Origin of the sequence: Microvirga aerophila (assembly GCF_003332305.1) — a bacterium.
GTDB lineage: Bacteria > Pseudomonadota > Alphaproteobacteria > Rhizobiales > Beijerinckiaceae > Microvirga > Microvirga aerophila.
Genome location: NZ_QOIO01000028.1, coordinates 1 through 24,995, shown reverse-complemented (window position 1 = coordinate 24,995; position 24,995 = coordinate 1). Strand labels below are relative to the sequence as shown.

General features: G+C 64.2%; 19 protein-coding genes. 6 read left to right on the top strand and 13 right to left on the bottom strand.

Features of this window, described 5'->3' with window-relative positions:
• Positions 1-47 precede the first annotated feature (47 nt).
• Both DRB19_RS16205 and DRB19_RS16200 read left to right on the top strand, forming a co-directional pair.
• Positions 48-467 carry an HIT family protein gene (locus tag DRB19_RS16205; RefSeq protein ID WP_114187072.1) on the top strand — a complete coding sequence of 140 codons (420 nt, stop codon included), beginning with the start codon at positions 48-50 and terminating at the stop codon, positions 465-467.
• A 146-nt stretch (positions 468-613) separates the two neighbouring features.
• Complete coding sequence (locus DRB19_RS16200) at positions 614-904, top strand: hypothetical protein (protein ID WP_114187071.1); 291 nt, start codon at positions 614-616, stop codon at positions 902-904.
• A 92-nt stretch (positions 905-996) separates the two neighbouring features.
• Here the strand turns inward: DRB19_RS16200 and glpK are convergent, their stop codons facing one another.
• From glpK to DRB19_RS16185, 3 genes are all read right to left on the bottom strand, one after another.
• Positions 997-2,481, bottom strand: coding sequence for a glycerol kinase GlpK (gene glpK / locus DRB19_RS16195; RefSeq protein WP_114187070.1), 1,485 nt, complete (start codon positions 2,479-2,481; stop codon positions 997-999).
• Between the two features lie 17 nt (positions 2,482-2,498).
• Positions 2,499-4,019: a glycerol-3-phosphate dehydrogenase gene (gene glpD, locus DRB19_RS16190; protein ID WP_114187127.1), complete on the bottom strand. Its 1,521-nt coding sequence runs from the start codon at positions 4,017-4,019 to the stop codon at positions 2,499-2,501.
• A gap of 77 nt (positions 4,020-4,096) precedes the next feature.
• Positions 4,097-5,305, bottom strand: coding sequence for an MFS transporter (locus DRB19_RS16185; RefSeq protein ID WP_114187069.1), 1,209 nt, complete (start codon positions 5,303-5,305; stop codon positions 4,097-4,099).
• 308 nt (positions 5,306-5,613) lie between these two features.
• On the opposite strand from DRB19_RS16185, the gene DRB19_RS16180 reads away from it, so the two are divergent.
• Positions 5,614-7,056 carry a DEAD/DEAH box helicase gene (locus DRB19_RS16180; protein WP_114187068.1) on the top strand — a complete coding sequence of 481 codons (1,443 nt, stop codon included), beginning with the start codon at positions 5,614-5,616 and terminating at the stop codon, positions 7,054-7,056.
• 118 nt (positions 7,057-7,174) lie between these two features.
• On the opposite strand, the gene DRB19_RS16175 is transcribed toward DRB19_RS16180, so the two are convergent.
• The 9 genes from DRB19_RS16175 to DRB19_RS16135 all read right to left on the bottom strand — a co-directional run bounded on the left by DRB19_RS16175 (position 7,175) and on the right by DRB19_RS16135 (position 19,826).
• On the bottom strand, positions 7,175-8,119 hold the full coding sequence (locus DRB19_RS16175) for an acetamidase/formamidase family protein (RefSeq protein ID WP_114187067.1): 945 nt from the start codon (positions 8,117-8,119) through the stop codon (positions 7,175-7,177).
• Positions 8,120-8,240: 121 nt separating this feature from the next.
• Positions 8,241-9,404 carry an ABC transporter permease gene (locus DRB19_RS16170; RefSeq protein ID WP_114187066.1) on the bottom strand — a complete coding sequence of 388 codons (1,164 nt, stop codon included), beginning with the start codon at positions 9,402-9,404 and terminating at the stop codon, positions 8,241-8,243.
• Complete coding sequence (locus DRB19_RS16165) at positions 9,401-10,420, bottom strand: ABC transporter permease (RefSeq protein WP_114187065.1); 1,020 nt, start codon at positions 10,418-10,420, stop codon at positions 9,401-9,403. The genes DRB19_RS16170 and DRB19_RS16165 overlap by 4 nt, the downstream gene beginning before the upstream one ends.
• Positions 10,417-12,336 carry an ABC transporter substrate-binding protein gene (locus DRB19_RS16160; RefSeq protein ID WP_373867366.1) on the bottom strand — a complete coding sequence of 640 codons (1,920 nt, stop codon included), beginning with the start codon at positions 12,334-12,336 and terminating at the stop codon, positions 10,417-10,419. The genes DRB19_RS16165 and DRB19_RS16160 overlap by 4 nt, the downstream gene beginning before the upstream one ends.
• Positions 12,333-14,198, bottom strand: coding sequence for an ABC transporter ATP-binding protein (locus DRB19_RS16155; RefSeq protein WP_114187125.1), 1,866 nt, complete (start codon positions 14,196-14,198; stop codon positions 12,333-12,335). The genes DRB19_RS16160 and DRB19_RS16155 overlap by 4 nt, the downstream gene beginning before the upstream one ends.
• A gap of 33 nt (positions 14,199-14,231) precedes the next feature.
• Positions 14,232-16,163: a glycosyltransferase gene (locus DRB19_RS16150; RefSeq protein ID WP_114187064.1), complete on the bottom strand. Its 1,932-nt coding sequence runs from the start codon at positions 16,161-16,163 to the stop codon at positions 14,232-14,234.
• On the bottom strand, positions 16,160-17,296 hold the full coding sequence (locus DRB19_RS16145) for a glycosyltransferase family 4 protein (protein WP_245439569.1): 1,137 nt from the start codon (positions 17,294-17,296) through the stop codon (positions 16,160-16,162). Before DRB19_RS16145 ends, DRB19_RS16150 begins: the two co-directional genes overlap by 4 nt.
• The gene (locus DRB19_RS16140) at positions 17,293-18,567 is read right to left on the bottom strand and encodes a glycosyltransferase family 4 protein (protein ID WP_114187063.1); all 1,275 of its coding nucleotides are present in this window, start codon (positions 18,565-18,567) and stop codon (positions 17,293-17,295) included. The genes DRB19_RS16145 and DRB19_RS16140 overlap by 4 nt, the downstream gene beginning before the upstream one ends.
• Positions 18,568-18,575: 8 nt before the next feature.
• Positions 18,576-19,826, bottom strand: a complete 1,251-nt coding sequence (locus tag DRB19_RS16135; protein ID WP_174799953.1) for a glycosyltransferase family protein — start codon at positions 19,824-19,826, stop codon at positions 18,576-18,578.
• A gap of 173 nt (positions 19,827-19,999) precedes the next feature.
• On the opposite strand from DRB19_RS16135, the gene DRB19_RS16130 reads away from it, so the two are divergent.
• The 3 genes from DRB19_RS16130 to DRB19_RS16120 all read left to right on the top strand — a co-directional run bounded on the left by DRB19_RS16130 (position 20,000) and on the right by DRB19_RS16120 (position 24,443).
• Entirely contained in the window at positions 20,000-22,729 is a 2,730-nt protein-coding gene (locus tag DRB19_RS16130; protein WP_114187062.1) for an ABC transporter transmembrane domain-containing protein, read from the top strand.
• Entirely contained in the window at positions 22,726-23,172 is a 447-nt protein-coding gene (locus DRB19_RS16125) for a Crp/Fnr family transcriptional regulator (RefSeq protein ID WP_114187061.1), read from the top strand. The genes DRB19_RS16130 and DRB19_RS16125 overlap by 4 nt, the downstream gene beginning before the upstream one ends.
• 191 nt (positions 23,173-23,363) lie before the next feature.
• Positions 23,364-24,443 (top strand): transglycosylase SLT domain-containing protein, encoded by a 1,080-nt coding sequence (locus DRB19_RS16120; protein ID WP_114187060.1) that lies wholly within the window; start codon positions 23,364-23,366, stop codon positions 24,441-24,443.
• A gap of 157 nt (positions 24,444-24,600) precedes the next feature.
• Here the strand turns inward: DRB19_RS16120 and DRB19_RS16115 are convergent, their stop codons facing one another.
• Positions 24,601-24,837: an Lrp/AsnC ligand binding domain-containing protein gene (locus tag DRB19_RS16115; protein ID WP_114187059.1), complete on the bottom strand. Its 237-nt coding sequence runs from the start codon at positions 24,835-24,837 to the stop codon at positions 24,601-24,603.
• Positions 24,838-24,995: the final 158 nt, after the last annotated feature.

The following is a 24,995-nucleotide window of genomic DNA, read 5'->3' as shown; positions in this document are numbered from 1 at the left end:
TGGAGCAGTCCGGCGGTCATGTGAGACAAACAATCAGGAGTTCGGCCATGGAGTATGACAGGGACAACGTCTTCGCCAAGATCCTCAGGGGCGAGCTGCCATGCCACAAGGTCTACGAGACCGACAGGGCGCTCGCCTTCATGGACATCATGCCCCGGGGGGATGGCCACGTGCTCGTTATCCCGAAGGCGCAGGCACGCAACATCCTGGACGTTGCCCCCGACGATCTCGCGGATCTGGCCAAGGCCGTTCAGGTGGTCGCCAAGGCCGCCAAGGAGGCTTTCGCGGCTGACGGCCTGACCATCCAGCAGTTCAACGAAAGCGCCGGCGGACAGGTGGTGTTCCACCTGCATGTCCACATCATTCCACGCTTCGACGGGGTGCCGCTGAAGCCGCATACGGGCGACATGGAGAAGCCTGAGAAGCTCGCGGCGTTCGCGGAAAAGCTTCGGGCCGCGTTGCGCTAGTAGGTCCCCGGGTAAAAAGGCGAACCATGGATTGCGTGGGTTGCTGCCTCGGAGACAGCTGTGCCTTGAGCGATGCCCACTTTCAAAGTGGGCATCGAAATGCTCTAGTCTTGGACTGCAACTCCTTCGAACGGTTGGAGGCAGCCATGTACATGGTCATCCGCAGGTTCAATCGCATGCGTTCCGTGGCAGAGGCTGCCCGTCGGGCCGAAAGCGGCATCGGCCACATGCTCAAGCAGGTTCCCGGGTTCCAGGGCTACTATGTGTTTGATGCCGGCGACGGCGCTGGCGGATCCGTGACCCTGTTCGAGAGCAAAGAGGCCGCCCTTGCGGCGAACGAGCAGGCCTTGGCGTGGATCCGGGGGAGCCTGATCGATGTGATCGACGGAGAACCCGAAATCACCATCGGCGAGGTGTTGGTCACGATCACAAGATGATCGGGATCGCAGGCCGTCCGGTGTTTTCCCGAACCTGCAGAGTTTTACCCAGCGACCGCTTCGGATGCCCGCAGGGGCTGACGGTCCGGCTGTCAGGTCCAGTCGAGCGACCTCTCGACGGCCCTGCACCAGTTGGCATAGAGCCGCTCGCGGGCGCTGGCCTCGAACGTCGGCCGCCAGCGCCGGTCCACCGCCCAATTGCGCACCAGCTCGTCGGTGCCGGCCCAGAAGCCGGTGGCGAGGCCCGCCGCATAGGCTGAGCCCAGGGCGGTGGTCTCGATCACCTTGGGGCGCACCACCGGCACATCGAGGATGTCGGCCTGGAACTGCATCAGCAATTCATTGACCACCATGCCGCCATCGGTGCGCAGCTCCTTGACGGCGATGCCTGTGTCCTTGGCCATGGCGTCCAGCACTTCCCGGGTCTGGAACGCGGTCGCTTCAAGGGCGGCCCGGGCGATGTGGCCCTTGTTGGCGTAGCGGGTGAGGCCGCCGATCAGGCCACGCGCGCCTGCATTCCAGTGCGGCGCATAGAGGCCCGAGAAGGCCGGCACGATGGTGACGCCACCGTTGTCCTCGACGCTGCGCGCCAGCGGCTCGATGTCGGTGCTTGCTTGAATGAGGCCGAGATTGTCCCGCAGCCACTGCACAAGTGCGCCGGCGATCGCGATGGAGCCCTCTAGGGCGTAAACGGGCTTTCCCTGGCCGAAGCGATAACCCACCGTGGTGAGCAGGCCGTACTTGGACGGGTAGGGCTGCTCGCCGGTGTTCATCAGCATGAAGCAGCCGGTGCCGTAGGTGTTCTTGGCTTCGCCCGGCTCGAAGCACGCCTGACCCACGAGCGCCGCCTGCTGGTCGCCCAGAATGCCCGCGATGGGAACGCCCGCAAGCAGCCCGGTCGCCTCCCCGTAGACTTCGCTCGAGGACAGGATCGTGGGCAGGCAGGCCTTCGGGATGTCGAAGAGCCTCAGGATGTCGTCATCCCAGGCCAGATCGCGCAGGTTCATGAGCTGCGTGCGGCTGGCATTGGTCACGTCGGTGATGTGGCGGCGGCCCCCGGTGAGGTTCCACACGAGCCACGTGTCGACATTGCCGAACAGTACATCGCCGGCCTCGGCCTTTTCCCGGGCGCCTGGAACATTGTCGAGGAGCCAACGCAGCTTGAGGCCCGAGAAGTAGCTCGTCAGCGGCAGGCCGGTCTTGTCCCGCAGCCGGTCATAACCGCCGTCGCGGGCAAAGTCCTGGACCATCGGGTCGACCCGCGTGTCCTGCCACACGAGGGCGTTGTGCAGCGGCTTGCCTGTATGCCGATCCCAGATCAGCGTGGTCTCGCGCTGGTTGGTGATGCCGATGGCCGCAAGATCTCCGGGCTTCAGGCCTTTCGCCGCCAGGGCCTGTTCGATCACCTCTTGCGTGTTGCGCCAGATCTCAAGAGGATCGTGCTCGACGTAGCCCGGCTTGGGATAGATCTGCTCGTGCTCCTTCTGGGCAACCGAGACGATGCTGCCCGAACGATCGAACACGATGAAGCGCGAGCTGGTCGTGCCCTGATCGATGGCGCCGACGTAGTGAGCCATGGTCTCCCCCTGAAACCTTATTGTGCGGCGACGGCCGTGACGTTCCGCTTGTTGATGTAGGCGTCGATTTTCTGAACGGCGTCGGCCGGCACATGCAGCCCCAGCTTCGAGCGCCGCCACAGGATGTCCTCGGCGCTGCGGGCCCATTCGCGGCGAACGAGATAATCGACTTCGGCCGCCATGAGCCCGCCACCGAAATCTTCCCCGAGATCCGCCATCGATTTCGCCGAGCCGATGAGCTCCTCGATGCGCGTGCCGTAAGCCCGCGACAGGCGATGGGCGAGGCCCTCCGGCAGGAACGGCCAGCGGGATTTCACGCCGGCGAAGAACCGGTCGAAATCAGCGTCGGGCATGTCGCCCCCCGGCATCTTGGCTGTCTCGGTCCAAGCAGGCTTCATGGCCGGGAAATAGGCCTTCAGCTCCTCGAGGGCATGCTCGGCGAGCTTGCGGAAGGTGGTGATCTTGCCGCCGAAGATGGACAGGACGGGCGCTTGGCCCGGTGCGCCGTCGAGATCGAACACGTAGTCGCGAGTCACGGCGGAAGCGCTCTTGGAGCCGTCGTCAAAGAGGGGGCGCACTCCTGAATAGGTCCACACCACGTCGGCGGGCGTCACCTCGCGCTTGAAGAAGTGATTGACCACGTCGCAGAGATACTGGACCTCGTGGTCGTCGATGGCGACCTTCTTGTCCGGGATGGACTCCACCGGGATATCAGTTGTGCCCACCAGGGTGAACTTCTCCTGGTAGGGAATGGCGAACACGATCCGCTTGTCCGTGTTCTGAAGGATGAATGCCTCTTTGGTATCGAAGAGCTTGGGCACCACGATGTGGCTGCCCTTCACGAGCCGCACGTTCTTCTGCGTATTGAGACCGAGCTTGGAATTGAGCACGTCGGCCACGAACGGGCCGCCGGCGTTCACCAGCGCGCGGGCGCGAACCTCCGTGGTCTCGCCGGTATTCACGTCCTGCAGGGTGGCGACCCAGATCTCGCCGTCGCGGCGCGCGGTGGTCAGCTTCGTACGCACGCGGATGTCTGCGCCGCGCTCCGAGGCGTCGAGAGCGTTGAGCGCCACCATGCGGCTGTCCTCGACCCAGCAATCGGAATACATGAAGGCGGTGTCGAAGCCGGGCTTGAGGGCCTGGCCTGCGGGATGGCGGGTGAGCTTGATCGTCTCGGTGCCGGGCAGTTTCTTGCGGGGCGCGAGATTGTCGTAAAGGAAGAGGCCGACGCGCACGAACCAGGCCGGGCGGATGCCCTTCTCGTGGGGCAGGATGAAGCGTAGCGGCCAGATGATGTGGGGCGCGGATTCCAGCAGGCGCTCGCGCTCGAACAGGGCTTCGCGCACCAGCCGGAACTCGTAGTATTCCAGATAACGCAGGCCGCCATGGATCAGCTTCGTGCTGGCCGAGGAGGTATAGCCTGCCAGATCACCCTGCTCGCAGAGAACCACCGAGAGGCCCCGGCCCACCGCGTCGCGCGCGATGCCCGCGCCGTTGATGCCGCCGCCCACAATCAGAAGATCAGTTACTGTCGTCACGAAGCGCGTCTTTCCTTGAGCCGGCAAGCTCCGGCGTCTTGCAGATGTTTCCTTTAGCCGACTAAGGCAAGTGGTTTCTAGCGGGATTCGCTGCTCTTGGCTGCCGCCAAGTTTAACATGAAAGCCACGAGAGAGCCGAAGGCCATGAGAAAGCAGAGGGCCATGACGGCCTCATAAGTGCCCCACCAGGCCCAAATTATCCCGAACGCGAAGGGCGTCGCCGCCATAGCGACCCTGACCGGCAGGGAGATCATGCCCTGGATGACCCCGTAATTCTCACGGCCGAACAATTCCGGCGGCAGCAGGGCCCGCACGATGGTCATCATGCCGTTCGATGCGCCGTAGAAGGCCGCGAACAGCATGATCAGCCACGATCCGGCCGGGATGAAGGGCAGAAGCCCGAAAGCCAGAACGTTGAGCGCCATGGTGAGGACGCCGATCCCCTTGAGGCTCAGAGCCCGTTCGCCGAAGCCCGTCAGGAACCGCGCCGCCACCTGGGCCGGTCCAATGACCGCGAAGGCTGCGACAGCCGCGTCGAGGCTGAAGCCCCTCTCCACCAGCATCGGAACGAGATGGACGGGTATCCCGGTCGAGATCATTCCCTGCAAGACTGACGTCACCACGAAGAACCAGAACGACGCGGAGGAGAGGACGCGACGCGGATCGGAAGCGGCCGCGGATACATGAGCCGGGGCCGGATGCCTGACAGGTCCGGTGGCGCCGGGGATGCAAAGCGCCTCCAGCACGGCGCAGAGGCCGAGATTCATGGCGGCCAGGACCAGCAGCGCCCCGCGCCAGCCGAAACCTTCGATCAGCACATGGGTCAGGGGGATGAAGACCGTGCTGGCGAAGCCCGCAACCAGCGTCATGATGGTGATCCCGCGACGGGTCAGGAGCCCGAGCTGGCCTGCCAGAACCGCAAAGGCCGGCTCGTAGAACACGGCCGCCATAACGATCCCAAGTCCGAACCAGATGAGCAGGAAGGTTGGATAATTGTCCGTCCAGGCCCACAGGGCCAGGAGGAGGGCCGCCAGCACCGATCCACCCGTCATGACAGCCCGGCCATGTCCAAGATCGATGAGGCGACCCACCGGAACCGAGAACAGGGCCGACGAGCCCAGGGCGAGGGAGAACGCGGCCGAAAGAGCCGTTTTCGACCATCCGAGTTCCCGCTCCATGGGTTCGATGATGAGCGCGAAGGCGTAGAAGATCGTCCCGTAGGAGATCAGGACGGCGGTCGAGAGCGCCGAGACAAGGCCCCAGGGCATGCGGGCGGGAGAGGACATGAACCTTGCTAGAGGCTTTGGCTGGTTGGACTGGGACGCATGGCTTCTGCTTATCTCACCCACGGTGGTTGACGGATAGGTCTTTAGCCCTCATATACACAGTACGGCGTCAGCGCTCTCTTCAGAGCCGCTTGAGCGGGACTGCGTGACGGATATTCGCCATGAGGCGAAGGCCCGGTCCCCTTCTTCAATCGCTTCAATCGCACGACGACCCCAGCACGCGGGTTGTCGCCTTGAGCCCGGCAACGCCAGTTTCCTTGGACGATCAAGCCTTTGGGCTCCCAGTATCTGTTCGAAAGACACCCACTTTGACTCTTTTCTCTGATTTCGGATTGGCCCAGCCGATCCTGAAGGCGCTGGCCTCTGAGGGTTACGAGACGCCCACACCGATCCAGGCCCAGACTATCCCCTTGGGGCTCGAAGGCCGCGACGTGTGCGGCATCGCCCAGACGGGCACCGGCAAGACGGCCGCCTTCGCGTTGCCGATCCTTCATCGCCTCTCCCAGAACCCGCGTCCGCGCCCCCACAAGGGCTGCCGGGTGCTGGTGCTGAGCCCAACCCGCGAACTGTCCGGCCAGATCGCCGACAGCTTCCGGGTCTATGGCCGCAACCTGCGTCTCTCGACCACCGTGGTGTTCGGCGGCGTGTCCATCGGCAAGCAGGAGCGCGATCTCGCCAACGGCGTCGACGTTCTCGTGGCCACCCCAGGCCGCCTGCTCGATCTCATCGACCGCAAGTCGCTCACCCTGCGCGACGTGGAAATCCTCGTCCTCGACGAGGCCGACCAGATGCTCGATCTCGGCTTCATCCATGCGCTCAAGCGCATCGTGAAGATGCTGCCGAAGGAGCGTCAGAGCCTGTTCTTCTCGGCCACCATGCCGAAGACCATTTCGTCGCTCGCCGACGACTTCCTGCGCGATCCGGCGAAGGTGGCCGTCACCCCCGTGGCGACGACCGCCGAGCGCGTCGATCAGAGCGTGACCTTCGTGGCCACTGGCCGAAAGCAGGCCCTCCTCGAGGTTCTGCTCAAGGATGAGAGCATCGATCGCGTCCTCGTCTTCACCCGCACCAAGCACGGGGCCGACAAGGTCGTCCGGTCTCTCGAAAAGGCAGGCATCGCGGGCGCCGCAATCCACGGCAACAAGTCCCAGCCGCAGCGCGAGCGGGCTCTTGCGGCCTTCCGGGCCGGCACCTGCCGGGTCCTAGTCGCAACGGACATCGCCGCGCGCGGCATCGACGTCGAGGGCGTTTCGCACGTCATCAACTACGATCTGCCGAACGTGCCGGAATCCTATGTCCACCGCATCGGCCGCACGGCCCGCGCAGGCGCAACCGGCCTTGCCATCTCGTTCTGCAACGACGAGGAGCGGGTCTATCTTCGCGACATCGAGAAGCTGACCCGCCTCAAGGTGCCGGTCATGCCCCTGCCGGAAGGCTTTTCGGCCGGACCGGTGGCCGGCGAGGCTCCCGAGCCCCGTCGCGATCAGCCGCAGCGCGGCCGTCCCGCGCCGCACGCTCGCGGCCACCAGGGCCATGGCCAGCCTCGGAACGCCGATCCCAATGCGGATCGTGGTCCGAAGCGTCGTCGCGGCCGCGGCGGCAAGCCGGCCGGCGGACAGCCGGGCGAGAACCGCCAGCCGCAGGCTGCCCATCACGGCAAGCCTGCCGCCAAACCCGCCCCGAGGCGGGCCGAAGGCCGGAACGACGGCATGCAGGTCGCTTGGCTCGATAAGGGCCCCCGGCGTCGCTAAGGCGTCGGGTTGAATTTGCTGAATAAAGAAGGCGCCTTCGGGCGCCTTTTTGTTTGCGCGCAGTGCGCTTTGTCATTCCGGGGCCGCGTAGCGGAGCCCGGAATGACGGAGGGAACGTTCAGTGCGCCTTCTGCAGCAAACCCTTGTCGAGCATCACATGCACGCCCTTGTTGCCGTTCACGACCTGCGTGATGCGCAGGTCCGCGGCGAGGCTGCACAGGGCATAGGCTTCCGGCTTCGAGATGCCGGTGCGGGCGACGATCAGGTCGATCATGTCGCGCAGCGCAATCACCACGCATTGATCGAGGTCGGGGTCGAACGCCATGGTCATGATGTGCGTGGGCGTCTCGGCCATGGGCCAGGTCAGCCGTATGTCCTCGCGCAGGTGCAGCTCGAAGGTTCCGATCAGCCCGGTCTCGATCGCCGTGACGCAGACCTCGCCGTCGCCCTGGACACCATGTCCGTCGCCGACAGAAAACAACGCCCCGTCCACATGGATCGGCAGGTAGAGGGTCGTGCCCGCCACCAGTTCCTTGTTGTCGAGATTGCCGCCGTTGCGGCGCGGCGGCAGGGTGCTGAGCGCGCCCCAGGCGGCGGGCGGCGCGACGGCCATCACGCCGAAGAACGGTTTGAGCGGAAGCTCCAGCCCCCAGGGCAGGCGACCTGTCATCCGCTTCCGGTCGAGCGGGATGTGCATGAGGTGCATCTCGTCGAAGTCGTCGGGAAGCGCGCCCTTCAGCGGAGCCACGTAGGTGAAGCCCCAATCGTAGTGGAGGTCGATCGCCTTGATGCGAACCTCCAGAACCTGTCCGGCCTTCGCGCCGCGTATGCTCACCGGACCCGTGCAGATATGGCCCGGCAGCTTCGGCTTCTGGGTCGCCTGAATGGCCGAGAGCGAATCGGGGATCACATAGGGAGCCTTCGGCATCACCTCGACTCCGCCGGACACGGTGGAGATCGTGACGGTGTCGCCTGAATCGACTGTGATCTGTGGAGCAAGGCCAGCGTCGAAATAGCCCCAGTGAACGGTTTCCGGAGAGGCATCAAGTCGGTGTTCGGCCACGGGAGGTCCTTTGCAAACGGTCCAAGTTCGAGCCGCCAGCGCGGGCGATTGACGATGCGCTCGCGGCGGCTCGAATGTCTCGCATTCCGTTGCGGCAAGCGCAACATTCCGGCAGGGCGGCCTAGTGATACGGATCCGCTGCGTCGCGCAGGCCGTCGCCCATGAAGTTGAAGGCGAGCACCACGATGATGACCGGCACGATGGGGAAGAGCAGCCAGGGATGCAGCTGCACGGCCGCGAGGTTCTGCGCCTCGTTGAGCAGCACGCCCCAGCTCGTGACTGGCGGCCGAAGGCCGAGGCCCAAGAAGGAGAGGGCGGTCTCGCCCAGGATCATGGACGGGATCGACAGGGTCGCGGAGGCGATCAGGTGGCTCATGAAGTTGGGGATCAGGTGCCGGGCGATGATGCGCTGCTTGGAGGCCCCCATCAGCTCCGCGGCCTTCACGAAATCCTCCTCCCGCAGTGACAGCAGCTTGGAGCGCACCGCACGCGCAAGGCCGGGCCAATCGAGGAGACCCAGGATGATGGTGATGCCGAAGAAGACGAGGATCGGGCTCCAGTTAGGCGGCAGCGCCGCCGAGAGGGCAAGCCACAGGGGCAGCTCCGGCAGGGAGCGCAGGATCTCGATCATTCGCTGTATCACGTGATCGACCCAGCCCCCGAGATAGCCCGCAAGCCCGCCGAAGAAGAGCCCGAGGGTGAACGACACCGCGATGCCGACGATGCCGATGGTGAGGGAGATGCGCGCTCCGTAGAGAATACGCGAAAACAGGTCGCGACCGAGCCGGTCGGTGCCGAGAAGGAACAGGGTGCCGTTCTCGGGTGGGCAGAAAAGGTGAACGTTGGTCGTCCACAGGCCCCAGAACTCGTAGGCATCGCCCCGGCAGAGAAAGCGGATCGGCTGCGGCTGGGACGTGTCCATCGTATAGACGCGCCGGAAGGATTCGAGGTCGAACGAATATTTGTAGGGATACACGAAGGGCGCGGCCAGGCGTCCCTCGTGCATGAGGTGGATGCCCTGCGGCGGCGCATAGATGAAATCGCCGTTGCGCTTGGTCTGGTTGTAGGGTGCGAGGACTTCCACGAAGGGAACCATCAGGTAGAAGGCCAGCAGGATGAAGGCTGCGGCCACCGCCACCTTGTGGCGGCGGAATTTCCACCACATCAACCGCCAGGACGAGGCACGGTAGAAGCTTTCGTTCTCGGCACCCACCGGCTCCGTGAGACCGGGATCAAACGGTGTCGGATCGACGTAATGCCGCTTGGCCGGCACAACCGTATTCATCGGCTGCCTCCGAGGCGGATGCGGGGATCGAGCAAGGCGAGCAGGAGATCCGACACCAGCATACCGATCACGGTGAGGACCGCCACGAACATGAGGATGAAGCCGGCCAGGAACTGGTCTTGGCTTTTGAGCGCGTTCAACAGAATGGGTCCCACGGTTGGCAGGCTCAGGACCAGGGAGACCAGAACCGAGCCTGAGATCAGGTGCGGCAGCAGGTTGCCGATATCGGCGATGAAAGGATTCAGCGACATGCGGAACGGGTATTTCAGCAGTGCCCTGGTCGGCCGGAGGCCCTTCGCCTTCGCGGTCACGTAGTACTGTTTGCCCAGCTCGTCGAGGAGGTTCGCGCGCATGCGCCGTATCATGGCGGCGGTGCCGGCCAGCCCAATCACTAGTGTGGGAACAATCAGATGCGACAGGAGCGACTTGATCTTGTCCCAAGTCCAATCCTCGCCCGCATATTGCGCGTCGTAGAGGCCGCCGATCGACACGCCGAACCAGCGGTTCATGTAGTAGAGCAGGATCAGCGCCAGGAGGAAGCTCGGGGTCGCGAGGCCGATATAGCCGATGAACGTGGCGATGTAGTCGCCCACCGAATATTGCCGCGTCGCCGAGTAGATCGCGATGGGGATCGACACCACGTGGATGAAGATCACCACCGCGAGGTTGACGAGAAGCGTCAACCAGAGGGCGTCGCCCACCACATCCACCACGGGCTTGTCGAACTCGAAGGACCAGCCCCAGTCGCCTTGCAGCAAGCCCGAGAATCCGTTGGGTCCCGGCATGACGCCGATCCAGACCAGATATTGCTGCCAGGCCGGCTTATCGAGCCCGTATTGCTGAATCAGGAATTCGGCCTTGGCGATGGAGGCCGATTCTCCTTGCGCCCGCAGCTCGGCGATCTGGTTCGTCAGGAAGTCGCCGGGCGGCAGCTTGATGATGAAGAAGACCAGGGCCGAGATGATCAGGAGCGTCACCAGCATGGTGACGAAGCGACGCAACAGGAAGCGGATCATCGGCTGGCCTCTTTGCCGGCGGCTTTGTTCCAGTAGATCTCGTCAGGCCGGTAGATGCCGATCATTGCGGTCGGCTCCCAACTGTAGAGTGCTTTCGCCGGCAGTCCATGCAGGCCGTCGCGGACCACGATAGGCTGGAGCGCGCCCGAAATCGTGCCGATCACCCACTGGTTCTCGGCGTGGTTGCGCAGCATCTCACGCCAAGCCTCCCTCTGCACGTCCCTGTTTCCGGTGTTCATCCACGTCTCGTAGAGTTCGAGCAGGCGCTTCGCCTCCGGGATGTCCACCGCCTCGCCGTTCTTGCCCTTAGTCTCCACATACTGGCCCCATTTGGGCCAAGCGTAGTTGTCCTGGCGCATCGGCGCGTATTCGGTGGGCGGCATGATGGCGGTCGGGATCGCGTTGTCGAAGCCCGGGGCCGCCACCATCACGGTGAGGCCCGCGAAGGAACGGTTGCGCAGCACCGTGCGGTCCTGCGGCTTCACGAAGAGCCGGACGCCGATCTCGCGCCAGAATTCGCCGATCAGGGTCAGCCCGTCGACCACGAGGGTGCTCTCGCCATCGGTCTCAACGATGATTTCGAGCTCGCGCCCGTCCGGCAGGAGGCGGATGCCGGCGCCGTTGCGTTTTGTCAGGCCGATCTCGTCGAGAAGCCGCGAGGCCTCGGCCGGGTTGTATTCCGCGTTGAGCGTCCGCAGCTCCGGCGAGAACAAGGGGCTTTCGTCGACGACCATGTTGTTGCCCACGACGCCCAGGCCAAAGAGCAGCGCGTTGTTCAGGGTCTTGCGGTCGATGCCGAGGGACAGAGCGCGGCGATAGCGGATATCGCGGTTGAGGGCGCGCCAGACCGGGTCCGTGGTGTTGAGATTGGGATAGAGGCCGAGTTCGGTGCCCCGCGCATAGGGCCAAAGCAGGGTCGTGTAGCCCTTCACCTTCTCGCCGGCCTTCAGGATCGGCGCGTCGTTCATGGACAGGCCACGGAACAGAAGGTCCGTTTCTCCCGCATTGGCCTTGGCGGCGAACAGCCCGCTCGCGGCCACGTCCATGATGAGGCGGTCTACATAGGGAAGCTGCCTGCCCTGGTCGTCGACCCGGTGGTAGAAGGGATTGCGCTCGAAGATGAAGCGGGTGGCAGGGGCCGTGTTGGTCACGCGCCAGGGCTGCAGGGTCGGCAGGTCGGGGTTGGTCTGCTCCTTCATGTCGTCCAGACGGTTGTGAAGGGCGGCCCAGTTCTTCAGCTTGTTCTTCTTGGCCTGCTCCTCGAGGGCAGCCTTGTCGGCGTACTTTCCGTGGAATTTCTTGAGATAGTTCGACGCCCGGTAGATGCCTGGATCAAGCGGGCCCGCAAGCTGGGGGAGGAAGCGGGGATTGGGCCTGTCCCAGCTGTAGCGGACGGTCCGCTCGTCGATGACCTCGAAACGCGGCGGCTTGCCGTCCGCCATCATAAATTCGGGAGGACCCGCCGGCGAGAGGTCCTGGTTCTGGGCCACGTCCTCCCAGTAGTAGCGGAAATCCTCCGCCGTGAACGGAGAACCATCCGACCAGCGGTGGCCTTCGCGTAAGGTGAAGGTGTAGACCCGGTCGTCCTCGTTCTCGAACTTTTCGATCAGATCGGGCTGGAGCTGGAGCTGTCGGTCGTATCCGACAAGCCGCGTATAGGCATAGGTCGAGATGTAGCGGATATCGCGGGGACGGGGCACCAGAGTGATGATGTCGCCGCCGTACTGACCGCCGGGCGGATGGACCACGAGCGGGGTCTTGGGAATGCGCTCCGCCAGGGGTGGGAGCTCCTTCTTGGACACCTTCTCGGATAGGAACGGCGGCTCGTTGGAATCCTGTGCGGAAGACGGCAGCGGCAGCAGGCTGAGGGCTGCGGCGAAGAGCACGATTCTCGTCCCGAGCATTGCAACCATCATGCGGCCTCCCTGGCCCTGTGGCTTCCTAGGCGAACCCGGTGGCCGGGCTCGATTTCCTTCATGATCCCGGCTTCCCCATGAACGAGGCGGAAGGGCTCAGGCCATTCGGACGGGTGCGAGAAACGCCCCGCCCGTAGCTTACCGAAGTCGAGGGGTCGGTCGATGTCCGGGTCCGGCACGGCGGCCAGCAGGGCCTGAGTGTAAGGGTGAACCGGATTGCGGAACAAGGACGTCTTCGGGGCTTCCTCGACGATGTAGCCCCGGCACATGACCGCGATGGTGTCGGCGATGTAGTCCACGACCGCGAGGTTGTGCGACACGAACAGGTACGACAGGCCAAGCGCCGATTGCAGATCCTTGAGCAGGTTCAGCACCTGGGCCTGCACGGACACGTCGAGGGCCGAGACCGGCTCGTCGCACAGAAGCACGCGCGGCTCCAAGGCGAGCGCCCGGGCGATGCCGAGGCGCTGGCGCTGGCCGCCTGAGAACGAATGGGGATAGCGCCGCAAGGAGCGCTGATCGAGGCCTACCAGATCGAGAAGTTGCTTCACCCTCGCGTAGCGCTCGTCCGACGTGCCGATGTTGTGGATGCGCAGCGGCTCGGTGAGAAGCTCATACACGGTCATGCGCGGATTGAGCGACGAGAACGGGTCCTGGAAGATGAACTGCACCGAGCGGCGATAGGCCGTCAGCGCATCGCCTTCGAGGCCGTGCACGTCGCGCGGCCCGGTTCCGTCATCGAACAGCACGCGGCCTGAATCCGGCCTCATGGCCCGCATGATCATCTTGGACACGGTGGTCTTGCCACAGCCGGATTCACCCACGAGGCCAAGGGTCGTGCCCGCGGGCAGCGCGAGATTCACGTTGTTCACGGCGCGCACTGTCCTGGTCTTGCCGGAGAACCAGCCTGACCGGAGGGTGAAGCATTTGATCAGGCCTTCGGCCTTCAGGATCGGTCCTTTCGGCTGAGGCCGGTCGACGGCGTGCACGCGCGCGAGACTGGCGCTCTTCACCTCGCGGATCGGCGTCAGACGCTCGCCTTCCTCCATGGCGAAGCGCGGGACGGCGCGCATGAGCGCCTGGAGATAGGGATGCTGGGCGTTGCGGAAGATCTCCTCCCGGGATCCTGCCTCCATGACGCGGCCGCGATACATGACGACGACCTCGTCGGCCACGTTCGCCACCACGCCGAGATCGTGCGTGATGAGGAGCACCGACATGCCGGTCTCGGCCTGCAGTTCCTTGATGAGGTCGAGGATCTGGGCCTGCGTTGTCACATCGAGCGCCGTGGTCGGCTCGTCGGCGATGAGGAGGGCAGGGCGCGTGATCAGCGCCATGGCGATCATGGCGCGCTGGCGCAGGCCTCCCGAGAGTTCGAACGGATAGTTTCGCAGGGCGCGCCTCGGGTCCGGAAATCCCACCCGGGCCAGCACTTCCTCGGTACGCTTGTCCGCCTCGGCCCTGCCGACGCGGGCGTGGATCATCAAGGCTTCGGAAATCTGATCGCCCACCGTGTGCAGGGGCGACAGGGACGTCATGGGCTCCTGGAAGATCATCGCGATGCGACCGCCGCGCATGGCGTGCATGGCGTCGCTCGTGGGTCCCAGCTCCGCGATGTCGACGGTCTTGCCGCCGGCCGGGTCGTTGAACAGGATCGACCCGCCCGAGATATGGGCCTTCTTCGGTAGGATCTGGAGGATGGCCTGGGCCGTTACGGATTTGCCGGATCCGGATTCACCCACGAGCGCCACCGTCTTCCCCTTCGGGATGTCGAAGGTCAGGTCGTCGACCGCCCGGAAGTCTCCGGACTCGGCCTTGAAATCGACCGCCAGCTGGCGGATCGACAGGAGCGGTGCATCCATGGGCGCCTCCAGAGCGATCTCATGCATAACGCATCATAGCTCGACCATGATCCGGGATTTGTTACGGAATAACCGAGGAATCTGCAAGAAACGAACCTTTCGTCGCAACAGATGGTCCAGCATCTGCTCACAGAAGAACCAGATGGGTTCGTCGTGAACGAGATGATGGGTTAAAAGCCCGATCGGCTCATCCGGATCCGCCGCGCCGTCGATCCGCCGCTCGACGGCGCCCGCAAGCTGAGCCACCAGAGCATTGGAATCCGCGACGCTGCGCGTTCCGTGCCAGTCGATAGGATCCAGATGGGTGTTGATCTGGACGAGATCGTTGACATTGCGATGACGGTCCCGGTCCCTGAAAGTCGACACCGCCTGATAGCCGAGGCCCGGCAGGAGGGGCAGGAGCTCAGGCGCGATCCGGTTCCAGGGCGGAACGAAGACCGGCAGGAGCCTCTCGCCGAGACAGGCGCGGGCCTTTTGCAACCCGTCGGCGGCTTCGATCTCCATGGTGGCGACCGGACGATGAGTGCCGAACTCCGCCTTCTTTTCGTCGAGGGGCGCATGGTTGGCGTGGCTCCAGCCGTGCACGAGCGCGTATGCGGTCTCGTGTCCCTGCAGACGATCGGCGAGGGATTGCTGAACGGCCTCGGGGATTGCCGCAAGACCGATGCCGACCTCGTAGCGGTCGGCGAGATTCAAAAGGCGGTCGAGCTTGGGCGTATGGGCCACCGCGTCGTCGTCCCGCCACCAGAAGCCGATGGGGCAACCTCGATCTTCCGCGCGCGCGAGCGCTTCATCGAGCCGCGACCAGTCAATGGCGCGATGGAGCGCCGACGTCTTCCGCAAAAGGCGCTCCGTGATGGCGACGCTTCCGCGGGCGCCATCGAGGGAAACCGGGGGCGTCCCGGTAGGTGCTCGCGAAAGAGCCTGTGCGATCGCCGCGATAAGGCGCTCGGGCGATAGATCCGCCTCCGAGACAATTTCGGCAAGATCGAGAGCTTTCAGGGTCTCGGCGCGCAGGCGCTGCTCGGTCTCGTTTCCAGCCTCGAAAGGCACGAGCACCGGCCTCACGCCGGCGCGAAGAACATCCACGACCGTGTTGTAGCCGGCTTGGCTGACCGAAACCTCAGCCCGCGCCAGGAGGGCCCGGAAGTCGGTCCTTGCGCGCTCCACGGTCGCATGAGCGGGCGCGTCCGTCTGAAGCGAACGAAAATCGGCCTCGCCGATTCCCCGTCCAACAAGGATGCGCCAGGACCTGTCCGAGATCCCGCGCGCGGCCTCGAGAGCCGCGCGGTAGAGCGGCAGGCTGGCCGCGCTCGAGCCGCCGGACACCACGATTCCGGTTCGGGGATGGCGGTCCAAAGGCGCAGGGTCCTCATCCACATAGCCGGTGTAGCGGAGGAGAGACTTGGTCTCCTCATCGAGAGGCCACGACGCTCCGAGGGGAATGAGCTGCGGATCACCATGGACGAGAACCGCGTCGTAACAGCGGGCGAGCCGGTCGTGCGCCTCGCGAATGCGATCCTGCCTCGTGGGCGCAACCAGGATGTCGCGGATCGACGACAGGATGAGCGGCCGCGGGCGCATGCGGCGGGCCTCATGGAGAAGCGCCGTGAACTCATCGGCTAGAACACGCCGTCCGAACGGAAAGAGTTCGGTGATGAGCACGTCGGGACGAGTTATCCGGAGTTGATCGAGAAGAAGCGCGCGTCGTTCGGCGAGATGAGCCTCCTCGACAGGCTCTTCCGCTTCGTTCAGAAGCGTCTTGAAGTCGGTCCCGACAATGTGCACGGACGGGAGTTGAACGAACTTGGCGCGCTCGCAATCTCCGAGGGGACCCGGCCGCCCCCCCGACACGAGCGTCGCTTTGTGTCCGGCCAGCGCGAAGGCGCGCGCAAGGGCCGCCGCCCGGGTCAGATGACCGGCTCCAAGAAGATGCGTGACGGCGATCAGGACGCGCAATCTCATTCTCCGGCAGCGGCGAGAAGAGGAGCCAGCACAGTGTGCAGCCGGAACGCTGCGCGGTCGAGATCCCTCTCTCTCGTCACAAAGTCTCGTGCGGCGGTGCCGAACTGGTTACGCCTATCGGGATTAGTCAGAAGCGCGCTCACAGCCTCGGCGAAGGCTGCCGAGTCGCCGGCCTGGCAGAGCAGTCCTGTCTCGTGCTGCTTGACCACGCTAGCGACGCCCCCATAGGACCCTGCCACCACCGGGCAGCCGAAAAGCTGAGCCTCCAGCAGCACCATGCCGTAGGCCTCGTTAACGGCGGGCCAGACGAAAAGATCGGCGCACTCGTAGATCATTCGCAGTTCAGTTCGGTTCTCGACCTGTCCGTGGAACTGGATGCGCCCGCCGAAGGGCGCGAACAGCCGCGAAACCTCCTCCCGCGCGTCCCCGTCGCCAACGATGTCGAGCACCCACGGCAGATGCCGCACGCGCTCCAGGGATGCGGCGAGAATCCGGTAGGAGGCGAGCTTGTCGCCTTGGCGCATCATGGCGACCGTGAGAAGACGCGGCCCGTCTCCGCCGGGAGCGTCGACCAAGCGCTCGTCCAAGCGCCATTCCTCCACATCGAGAAAAGGCGGCAGATCGGCGAGAATCTGTCCCGGCGCCTGAGCTAGCTCCAGCGCTTCCCGATCCTGGGCGGTCATGACGAAGATCGAGTCGGCGCGGTCGAGGGCGGCTTCGGCTCCCTCATGGGCAAGGGCCCAACGACCGCCGGCACGCTTTGCCGCCCGCGAACCCTCGGCAATCACGTAAGGGATGCCCAGGGCATCGGCCACGCGGGGGCCGATCCAATCGGGAGCCTTGTAATAGACGTGGTAGGTGAACCAAAGCCCGGGACGGCTCTGTTCCGGCAAGGCGCGATAATGCGCAATGAGACGCGAGGCGATGTCCTGGGATTCCCGCTTCAGTCGCTCCTGCGCGGCAGGATCGCCAGCTTTGTCGAGGGTGCGCAGTTCGCTGGCCAGCATGGGCCCGTATCCGGCCTTGGCGAGGGCCTTCATCAGCAGTCGCGCCATGGTGCGGTCGCCCGACGGGGAGGGGTGATCGGGACTCTTCAAAGGCGCATAGAACGCAACCGGTCTCAGGTCACTCACGCGGCCACCTGATCCCTCGCTCCCGTGTCGATCAGCCGTCTGAACCGCCCCTCCAGATCGTCGATGCCGCCTTCCATGGAGAAGTCGCGCCGCAGGCGCTCGAAGGCGGATTCGCCGAGCGCCTCGCGCCTCTTGGGTTCGCGGGCGAGAAGGTTGATAGCGTTCGAAAGCGCCTCCCAGTCTCCTGGTGGAACCAGTTCCCCGTCCGCCTGATGCCGAATGAACTCGGGAATGCCCGCGAAGTCGGTGGCCACGATGGCGAGCTTCTGGCTTGCGGCCTCCATGAGGACATTAGGCAGTCCGTCCCGGTCTCCTGACACGGCCTTCTTGGACGGCAGGACGAAGAGGTCGGCCTCGCGCAGAAGCGCGATGATGTCCGGCTGGGTCTTGGGTCCGAGGAACGCCACCTTATCCGCGATGCCTGTCGCTTGCGCCTGCGCCTTCAGGCTGTTCAACAGATCGCCGCCGCCCACGTGGGCGAAGCGCCAGTGGAGATCCGGCGGCAGGGCCGCGAGAGCCTGCAGCAGGTCGCCGAGTCCCTTCTTCGATACCGCGCGCCCGACCGACACGATGCGCACCGGATCGGCCGGGTCGGAGCCGTCCCGGACCGGACGGCTTTCGGGCGGGGCTGGAAAGCGGGAGAGGTCGAGCCCGTGATACACCAGGGAGACCCGCTCAGGGCTCGGGCTCAGGGCCTGCAGGTGCTCGGCCCCTTGAGCCGTGCAGGTGACGCCCCATAGGGCCTCGGCCAGTTTCTCGCGCTTTTCCCAGTCGGGCGTTGTCCAGATGTCCTTGGCGTGGGCCGAGTAGGTCCAGGTGCGCCCCGTGAGCAGGGCCGCATAGCGCACGACGGAAGCCGGCGTGTGCAGGTAATGGACGTGAAGGTGCCCCACATCGGCCGGGAGTTCCCGAGCCATGACGAAAGCCTGTCCGAGCCGCCGGATTCGGTTGGCGGTCCGGTCGCGCCGCAGATCGGCCCAGAAGGCATTCATGGCAAGCCCGAAACCATTCCGCCGCAGGCTCCAGAGCGCCCCGCGCAGGACGCGCAGGGGCTCCTCATAGAGATATTCGGGCAGGTAGGTCGCGCGCCCCTTGATCTGCCGGTTCATGGGATGCACCGCCTTTTCGGTCGGGTGCCGCAGGGACCAGATTTCGAGGCCGAGGCCGCGCTGCTCGAGGGCAAGGATTTCCTGGGCTATGAACGTCTCGGAAAGGCGTGGATAGCCCTTTACGACGACGGCGATGCGTCGGGCAGTTGGCGAAGGCAGCATCCTTGGCGTTACTCGGCCGCCTGATGAAACGCAGGCGCAAATGGAATGGCGGGCTCGGTCAAAGCCTTAAGCCGCTCCTGCACCCGGTCAAGCCCGTCGAGAAGGCCCGGCACCACCACTTCGGACGGGCGCGGCTGCGCCGAGAGGCCCCGCAGGGCCTCGGCCATCCGCTCCGGCGTGCGCGGCTCCCGGTAGTCGCTCAGCATGCGCACGAGACCGAGCCGTTCCGCCTCGACGGCCCGGATGTACTGTTCCAGCCGGGGCCGGGTGCGCGGCACGATCAAGGTGCGCTTGTCGAAGGACAAGGCCTCGCAGAAGGTGTTGTAGCCGCCCATGGCCACGATGGCGTCGGCCTTCTGCATGAGGTGCTCGATCTTGTTGTCGAAAGACAGGACGTCGAGTTTCGGCTGCTTGGTGATGCGCTCCACGAAGGAGCGGCGCTTGTCCCGGTCGATGAAGGGGCCGAACAGCACCAAGGCCGGCATCTCGATGTCCGGATCGGTTTCATAGGCCGAGATGACCCAGTCGATGAGGTCTTCGCCGTCCCCCCCGCCGCCCGTGGTCACCAGGATGAAGGGCTGCTTGGTGATTTTCGGGTATCGGGTGAGGGATCGGGTCGGGGGCACCTCCCGGCGCAGATATCCCGTATAGGTGATCCGGCTCTCCGCTTCGGGCGGCAGGTGCAGCGCCGCCAGCGGCTCATAGATCTCCTTGAGGCCGTAGACCCAGATTTCGTCGTAGTAGCGGATCAGCGCCTGCTTGGCCTCCTTGCGGTCCCATTCAGGAACCAGCAGGGCAGGTTCGTCCATCACGTCGCGGATGCCGAGCACGAGACGGCAGCCGACCCCCTGGAGATAGTCGAGGGCCGACATGACCTCGCCCCGGAAGCCCGTGGGCTCCTTGTCGACGATGAAGACGTCGGGCTGAAACGACTTGGCTGCCTGCAGAATGAGGGACTGGCGAAGGCCAACCGCCTCATCGAGATTCATATTGAGGTTGAGGCAGCGGTAATCCCCATCCGGCAGCTTGGTCACACCGGGAATGCGGATGTAGTCGACGCCGCTCTCGAATTCGAAGTTACCGATGACCGGCGAGCCCGAGATGATGACCACGGACGCGCCGGGCTGCTCTTCGACGATAGCGTTCGCGATCGCCCTGGACCGGCGCAGATGCCCGAGGCCAAAGGTGTCGTGGCTGTAGATCAGGACCCTCGGCCCCGAGCCGCGTCCCGACGGAGCCGTCGTTTGGATGGAAGCCATCTTCATATCCGTGAGCCAGGCCCGTCCCTTCGGCGCCATTGATTGAAAGCGTAGCAGTTGACGTTAGGACAATAAGTACTACCGTTGCAATGGTCCTCAAGAACAAGCTATGGCGTCTTTTCAAAACGGAAAGAGGTATCGCTTCACGGTTTGGAGATGATATCGTTCGCCCAATGGATAAAAGCCTCTTTCGCTATATCTGGAAACACTCCAAGCGCGACCAACTGATCGTCTGCGCGGTCGTTGTCGCTTCCCAGCCCTTTTATTTTCTCTCGCTCGACCTTCCCCGTCAGATCGTCAACCAAGCCATTCAGGGCGAGGCCTTCCGCGACGGAAATACGACGGCACCCTTCCTGCATCTGGGTTTCACGCTGCCCGAATGGCTGGGCGGCCAGTCGATCCAGATCTTTGAAGGCTTCCAGCTCAGCCGCGTCGGCCTCCTCTTCGGGCTCTCGTGCCTGTTCCTGCTCTTCGTCATCATCAACGGCGGATTCAAGTACTGGGTCAACGTCGCCAAGGGCATCCTGGGCGAGCGGATGCTGCGGCGGCTGCGTTTCGACCTGTTCAACATGGTGCTGCGCTTTACGCCGAGCGCGCTACGCACCGTCAAGTCCTCCGAGACGGCGACGATCATCAAGGACGAGGTGGAGCCGATCGGCGGCTTCATCGGGGACGCCTTCATCACGCCGGTTTTCTTAAGCCTTCAGGCCATGACGGCCCTGTTCTTCATCGTGGTGCAGAATATGTGGCTCGGCCTGCTGGCGCTCGGGGTCGTCGGCATCCAGCTCATCATCATCCCGCGCCTGCGCCGCGAGCTGCTTCGCTTGGGGCGGGAGCGGCAGCTGGCCTCCCGAGAGCTCGCAGGGCGCGTCGCCGAGGTTCTCGACGGGATCGAGGTGGTGCATGTGCACAATGCGTATGGCTGGGAGCGGGCCGAAATCGGCCAGCGGCTGTACACGTTGTTCGACATACGGGTCAAAATCTACAATCGGAAATTCGTCGTCAAATTCCTCAACAATTTCCTGTCCCAGCTCACGCCGTTCTTCTTCTACGCCATCGGCGGTTATTTCGCCCTTCGCGGAACCCTCGACATCGGCCAGCTCGTTGCCGTCATCAGCGCCTATCGCGAGCTGCCTCCGCCCTTGAAGGAGCTGATCGACTGGGACCAGCAGCGCCTCGACGTTCAGGTCAAATATGACCAGGTCACCCAGCACTTCTCGGAAGACCGCCTGGGGCCGCAGGCGTTAATCGAGGCCCGCAAGGCGGAAGAGGCCGACGAGCCGCTGACGGGCCTCATGGCGGCCGAGGAGATCAGGGTCAGCGACTCCCATGGCGGGATGATCATCGACAACGCGTCCTTCAGCCTGGAGCTGCCCGCCAGCGTGGCGCTCATCGGCGGCGGCAGTCCGGCGGCCAGCATCATGGCGCGGATCATCGCACGCCGGATGCCGGAATTCGGAGGGCAGATCCGCATCGGCGAGCGCGACCTGATGCAGCTTCCCCCATCCGTGGCCGGACGCCGGATCGCCTATGCGGGGATCGATCCTATCCTGTTTCCAGGCAGCATCCGGGACAACCTCGTCTATGGCCTGCGCCTCAAGCCCCTGGGGATGAGCGAGGGGGACAAGCGCGAGGCCGAGCGCCGGATCGCCGAGGCGATCCGCACCGGCAATCCTGTCGAGAGCATCACCGACCAGTGGATCGACTACGAGCGGGTCGGCGCAAAGGACGAGCAGGATCTCGACCGGATCCTCGTCGACCTGCTCGACCGCATCGGCATGGGAAACGAGATCTACATGTTCGGCCTCGCGGGCTGGATCAACCCGGAAAGGCATCCCGAGCTCGCCGAGCGTCTGGTCGAGGCCCGCAGGCGCCTGCGCGAGACCTTCCAGGCCAACGGAATGGCCGATCTCGTAGAGCCGTTCGATGCCGAGCGCTACAACGATCAGGCGACCATTGCCGAGAACCTCCTCTTCGGGGTGCCGACCTCACCCGAGTTCACGGGACGGAACCTGGCCGACAACACGGAATTCCGCAGCGCCATCGACAAGGCCGGATTGACCGACGATCTCGTCCGCATGGGCCTGCAGATCGCCGAGACCATGACGGAAATCTTCCAGGGCCTGCCGCCGGGGCATTCCCTGTTCGAGCAGTTCTCTTTCGTGGGCGCGGAGGAATTGCCGGAATTCGAAGCCATCCTGCGGCGCCAGGCAAGCCAGGATGCTGCGGGCTTGACCAGGGAGGACCAGACGCGGCTCCTGTCCCTGCCTCTCGCCTATGTGGAATCCCGACACCGCCTGGGTCTCTTGGATGATGCCCTGAAGGAGCGCCTCGTGGAGGCGCGTTCCCACGTCAGAAAGACGATCGAGATGGCGGACATCGCCGGCGTCGAGTTCTACGATCCCGAAGCCATCTGCTCGGCCGCCCCCTTGCGGGACAATCTCCTGTTCGGCCGGGTCAGCTACCGGGTGGCCAATGCACGGGTGCGGGTCTCGGAGGCAATTTCGACGGTTGTGCGTGAACTTGGGCTCCTCCAGGACATCAAATGCGTTGGCCTCGACCATCAGGTCGGAACGGCCGGCCGCCTTCTCACGCCGCAGGAGCGGACCAGCATCAACCTGGTGCGCTGCCTCGTGAAACGCCCAGACATCATGGTGGTCGACGGAGCGCTTGCGCCCTTCGACGAGGCCCGCAATCTGCAGATGACCGAGCTGCTGCTCGAGCTCTTCGACGAGCAGAGCCTGTTCATGGTGCTCCCCAACGACCGGCAGGCCGGGTCCTTCGATTTCCAGATGCGATTCCGGGACGGACAGATTTCCACGGAAAGATCCGCTGGGCCAACCCCCAAGGGGGAACAGCCTGAGCCGGAAGCTTCCCAAACAATAGAAGGAGAGGTCGCATGACCCTTGAGGCCGAGGTGCAATCCTTGCGGCAGGTGCCGATGTTCCGGGATATCGACCCGGCCCGGCTGAAGCTTCTCGCTTTCACCAGCGAGCGGGTGCAGTTCGCGCATGGGCAACGTTTCTTCGCGCAGGGAGACGCCTCCGACGCAGCCTACGTGATCCTCGACGGGCGGGCGAGCGTGCTTCTCAACACGCCGAACGGTGAAATCCAGGTGGCGGAGCTGGGGGACAACGCCTTGGTGGGCGAGATGGGCATCCTGTCGGATACGCCTCGGTCGGCAACGATCACGGCCGCGGAGCCGACCACCGCCTTGCGAATCGATAAGCGGGTCTTTCTCGAGCTCCTGGCCCAATTTCCACAGATGTCCCTGGCGGTGATGCGTGAATTGGCGCAGCGCCTGGAGCGGACGAATGCGCAGCTTGTCGCACAGTCGTCTTCTTAATTTTGGGAAAATTCGTTGGATTTAGGCCAGAAATCCGCGGAACTTTCTGGGGATAGAGTTAACCTAACCCTAAAAATTCGCCTCTTATGGCCAAGCTGTCCGATTCTCGACACAACTTCCCGTCAACTCTTGTCCCAGAAGACACAAGGGAATGATCCAACCGTCAGGTCAGGATCAAGCGGGAACAAGTAATGGTAGTGACTGCGAGGACACTCCTGTGCGCGGTGCCTGAACCTGTCAGGCGCGCGTCCAAGAGCCGCCGATACGGCCAAGCGCTTCGTGTCGTCCTGGCCTGTGGCCTGATGGTGGGTTTCCAGGGCATGACAGCGGGGCCCGCCGCGGTGGCCACCTTGCCGAGCGCTCTGACCGCGAGGCCTTTCGCGATCGCCCCGGTGGTCAAGACGGCTCCGGCCGTCACCACCGCGAGCTACTCTCCGGCTCTGGGCAAGGACCCCGGGCTCTTCCGGGCCATTATCGAGGGGGCCTTCTCGTTCACCAAACCCCAGCCCAAGCCTGAGCCCGAGGCCTACGGGGTCGAGACCGCCGGCGATCCGGATGAGCTGATCCCGTTCAGCGGCCGCAACGTTCCGCGTTGGCTCGTGCATTCCATCCTCAAGGCCGCTCACGTGACCGGGGTCGACCCGGTTTACATGATGACCCTGGCGGATGTGGAATCCAGCCTGTCGCCGGAGGCCAAGGCTCCCACATCCTCGGCTCAGGGTCTGTTCCAGTTCATCGACAGCACTTGGCTCGAGACCGTCCATGTCCACGCGGCGGATTACGGCTTCGGGGCGGCTGCGCAAGCCATCAAGATCGTCGACGGCGAGGTGACCGTACCCAGCGCCAAGGACCGCGAGTGGATCATGAGCCTGCGGACCGATCCGTACTTCTCCGCACTCATGGCCGGCGAGCTGATCAAGGACGTGGAGCGCTCGTTGCAGGCGCAAGGCGAGCGCGAGCTGGCCGAGGCCGAGCTCTATATCGCCCACTTCCTCGGCGCGAAGGCGGCCGTGCGCTTCCTGGAGATTCTCGACCAGAACCCGAACATGAGCGCCACGAAGCTCTTCCCGAAGGCCGCCAGGGCGAATGCTGGCCTGTTCATGGAAGGCAAGGGCCGCAAGCGTCGGGCCGTCAGCGTCGCGGAGCTCTACAACAAGATCGACTCGAAGATCGTGCGACGCCTGGACCGCTACGACGATATCGGCCCCTATATCGCCGAGATCAACGGCATGGCGAGCCGCGCTATCGAAGCCACCGCATCGGTGCAGTGATCGAGCAGAGCCTTCCCTGCTGCTGGCCGGACCGGCCCTCATCCTCGCGTACCTCCCACGTCATGCCCGGGCAAGTCCCGGGCATCCACGTATTGGAGGCCGCCATTGCAGGAAGACGTGGATGCCCGCAACAAGTGCGGCCATGACGCAGTGAATATCAGAACGCCTTGAAGGTGATGATCGTGCGGGTATCAGCGATGTCCGAGATGGACTGCACGTTCTGGGCGATGAAGTGGCCGATGTCGATGTCGTCGTTCACGTGGAACTTGGCCAGGATGTCGTAATTGCCCGCCGTCGAATAGATCTCCGACGCGATCTCCCGGTCGGCAAGCGTGCTCGCCACCTCGTAGGTTCTGCCGAGCTTGCATTTGATCTCGACGAAGAAGGTCTGCATGGGCCGCTCCAAATGAATCTTAGCTGCTCGGGAATATGGGACGCGAGGAGCCGGCGTGAACCGATCCCCGCGAAAGATCAGGGCCGTCCGACGCTGATATAGGTGAAGCCTCTGCGCTGCATGTCGCTGGCGCGGTAGATGTTGCGCAGGTCCACCAC

Coding starts and splice junctions, on each gene's coding strand:
- DRB19_RS16205 (WP_114187072.1), top strand. CDS start 48: ATGGAGTATGACAGGGACAACGTCTTCGCCAAGATCCTCAGGGGCGAG.
- DRB19_RS16200 (WP_114187071.1), top strand. CDS start 614: ATGTACATGGTCATCCGCAGGTTCAATCGCATGCGTTCCGTGGCAGAG.
- glpK (WP_114187070.1), bottom strand. CDS start 2,481: ATGGCTCACTACGTCGGCGCCATCGATCAGGGCACGACCAGCTCGCGC.
- DRB19_RS16185 (WP_114187069.1), bottom strand. CDS start 5,305: ATGTCCTCTCCCGCCCGCATGCCCTGGGGCCTTGTCTCGGCGCTCTCG.
- DRB19_RS16170 (WP_114187066.1), bottom strand. CDS start 9,404: ATGAATACGGTTGTGCCGGCCAAGCGGCATTACGTCGATCCGACACCG.
- DRB19_RS16165 (WP_114187065.1), bottom strand. CDS start 10,420: ATGATCCGCTTCCTGTTGCGTCGCTTCGTCACCATGCTGGTGACGCTC.
- DRB19_RS16160 (WP_373867366.1), bottom strand. CDS start 12,336: ATGATGGTTGCAATGCTCGGGACGAGAATCGTGCTCTTCGCCGCAGCC.
- DRB19_RS16155 (WP_114187125.1), bottom strand. CDS start 14,198: ATGGATGCACCGCTCCTGTCGATCCGCCAGCTGGCGGTCGATTTCAAG.
- DRB19_RS16150 (WP_114187064.1), bottom strand. CDS start 16,163: ATGAGATTGCGCGTCCTGATCGCCGTCACGCATCTTCTTGGAGCCGGT.
- DRB19_RS16140 (WP_114187063.1), bottom strand. CDS start 18,567: ATGCTGCCTTCGCCAACTGCCCGACGCATCGCCGTCGTCGTAAAGGGC.
- DRB19_RS16135 (WP_174799953.1), bottom strand. CDS start 19,826: ATGGCTTCCATCCAAACGACGGCTCCGTCGGGACGCGGCTCGGGGCCG.
- DRB19_RS16130 (WP_114187062.1), top strand. CDS start 20,000: ATGGATAAAAGCCTCTTTCGCTATATCTGGAAACACTCCAAGCGCGAC.
- DRB19_RS16125 (WP_114187061.1), top strand. CDS start 22,726: ATGACCCTTGAGGCCGAGGTGCAATCCTTGCGGCAGGTGCCGATGTTC.
- DRB19_RS16120 (WP_114187060.1), top strand. CDS start 23,364: ATGGTAGTGACTGCGAGGACACTCCTGTGCGCGGTGCCTGAACCTGTC.
- DRB19_RS16115 (WP_114187059.1), bottom strand. CDS start 24,837: ATGCAGACCTTCTTCGTCGAGATCAAATGCAAGCTCGGCAGAACCTAC.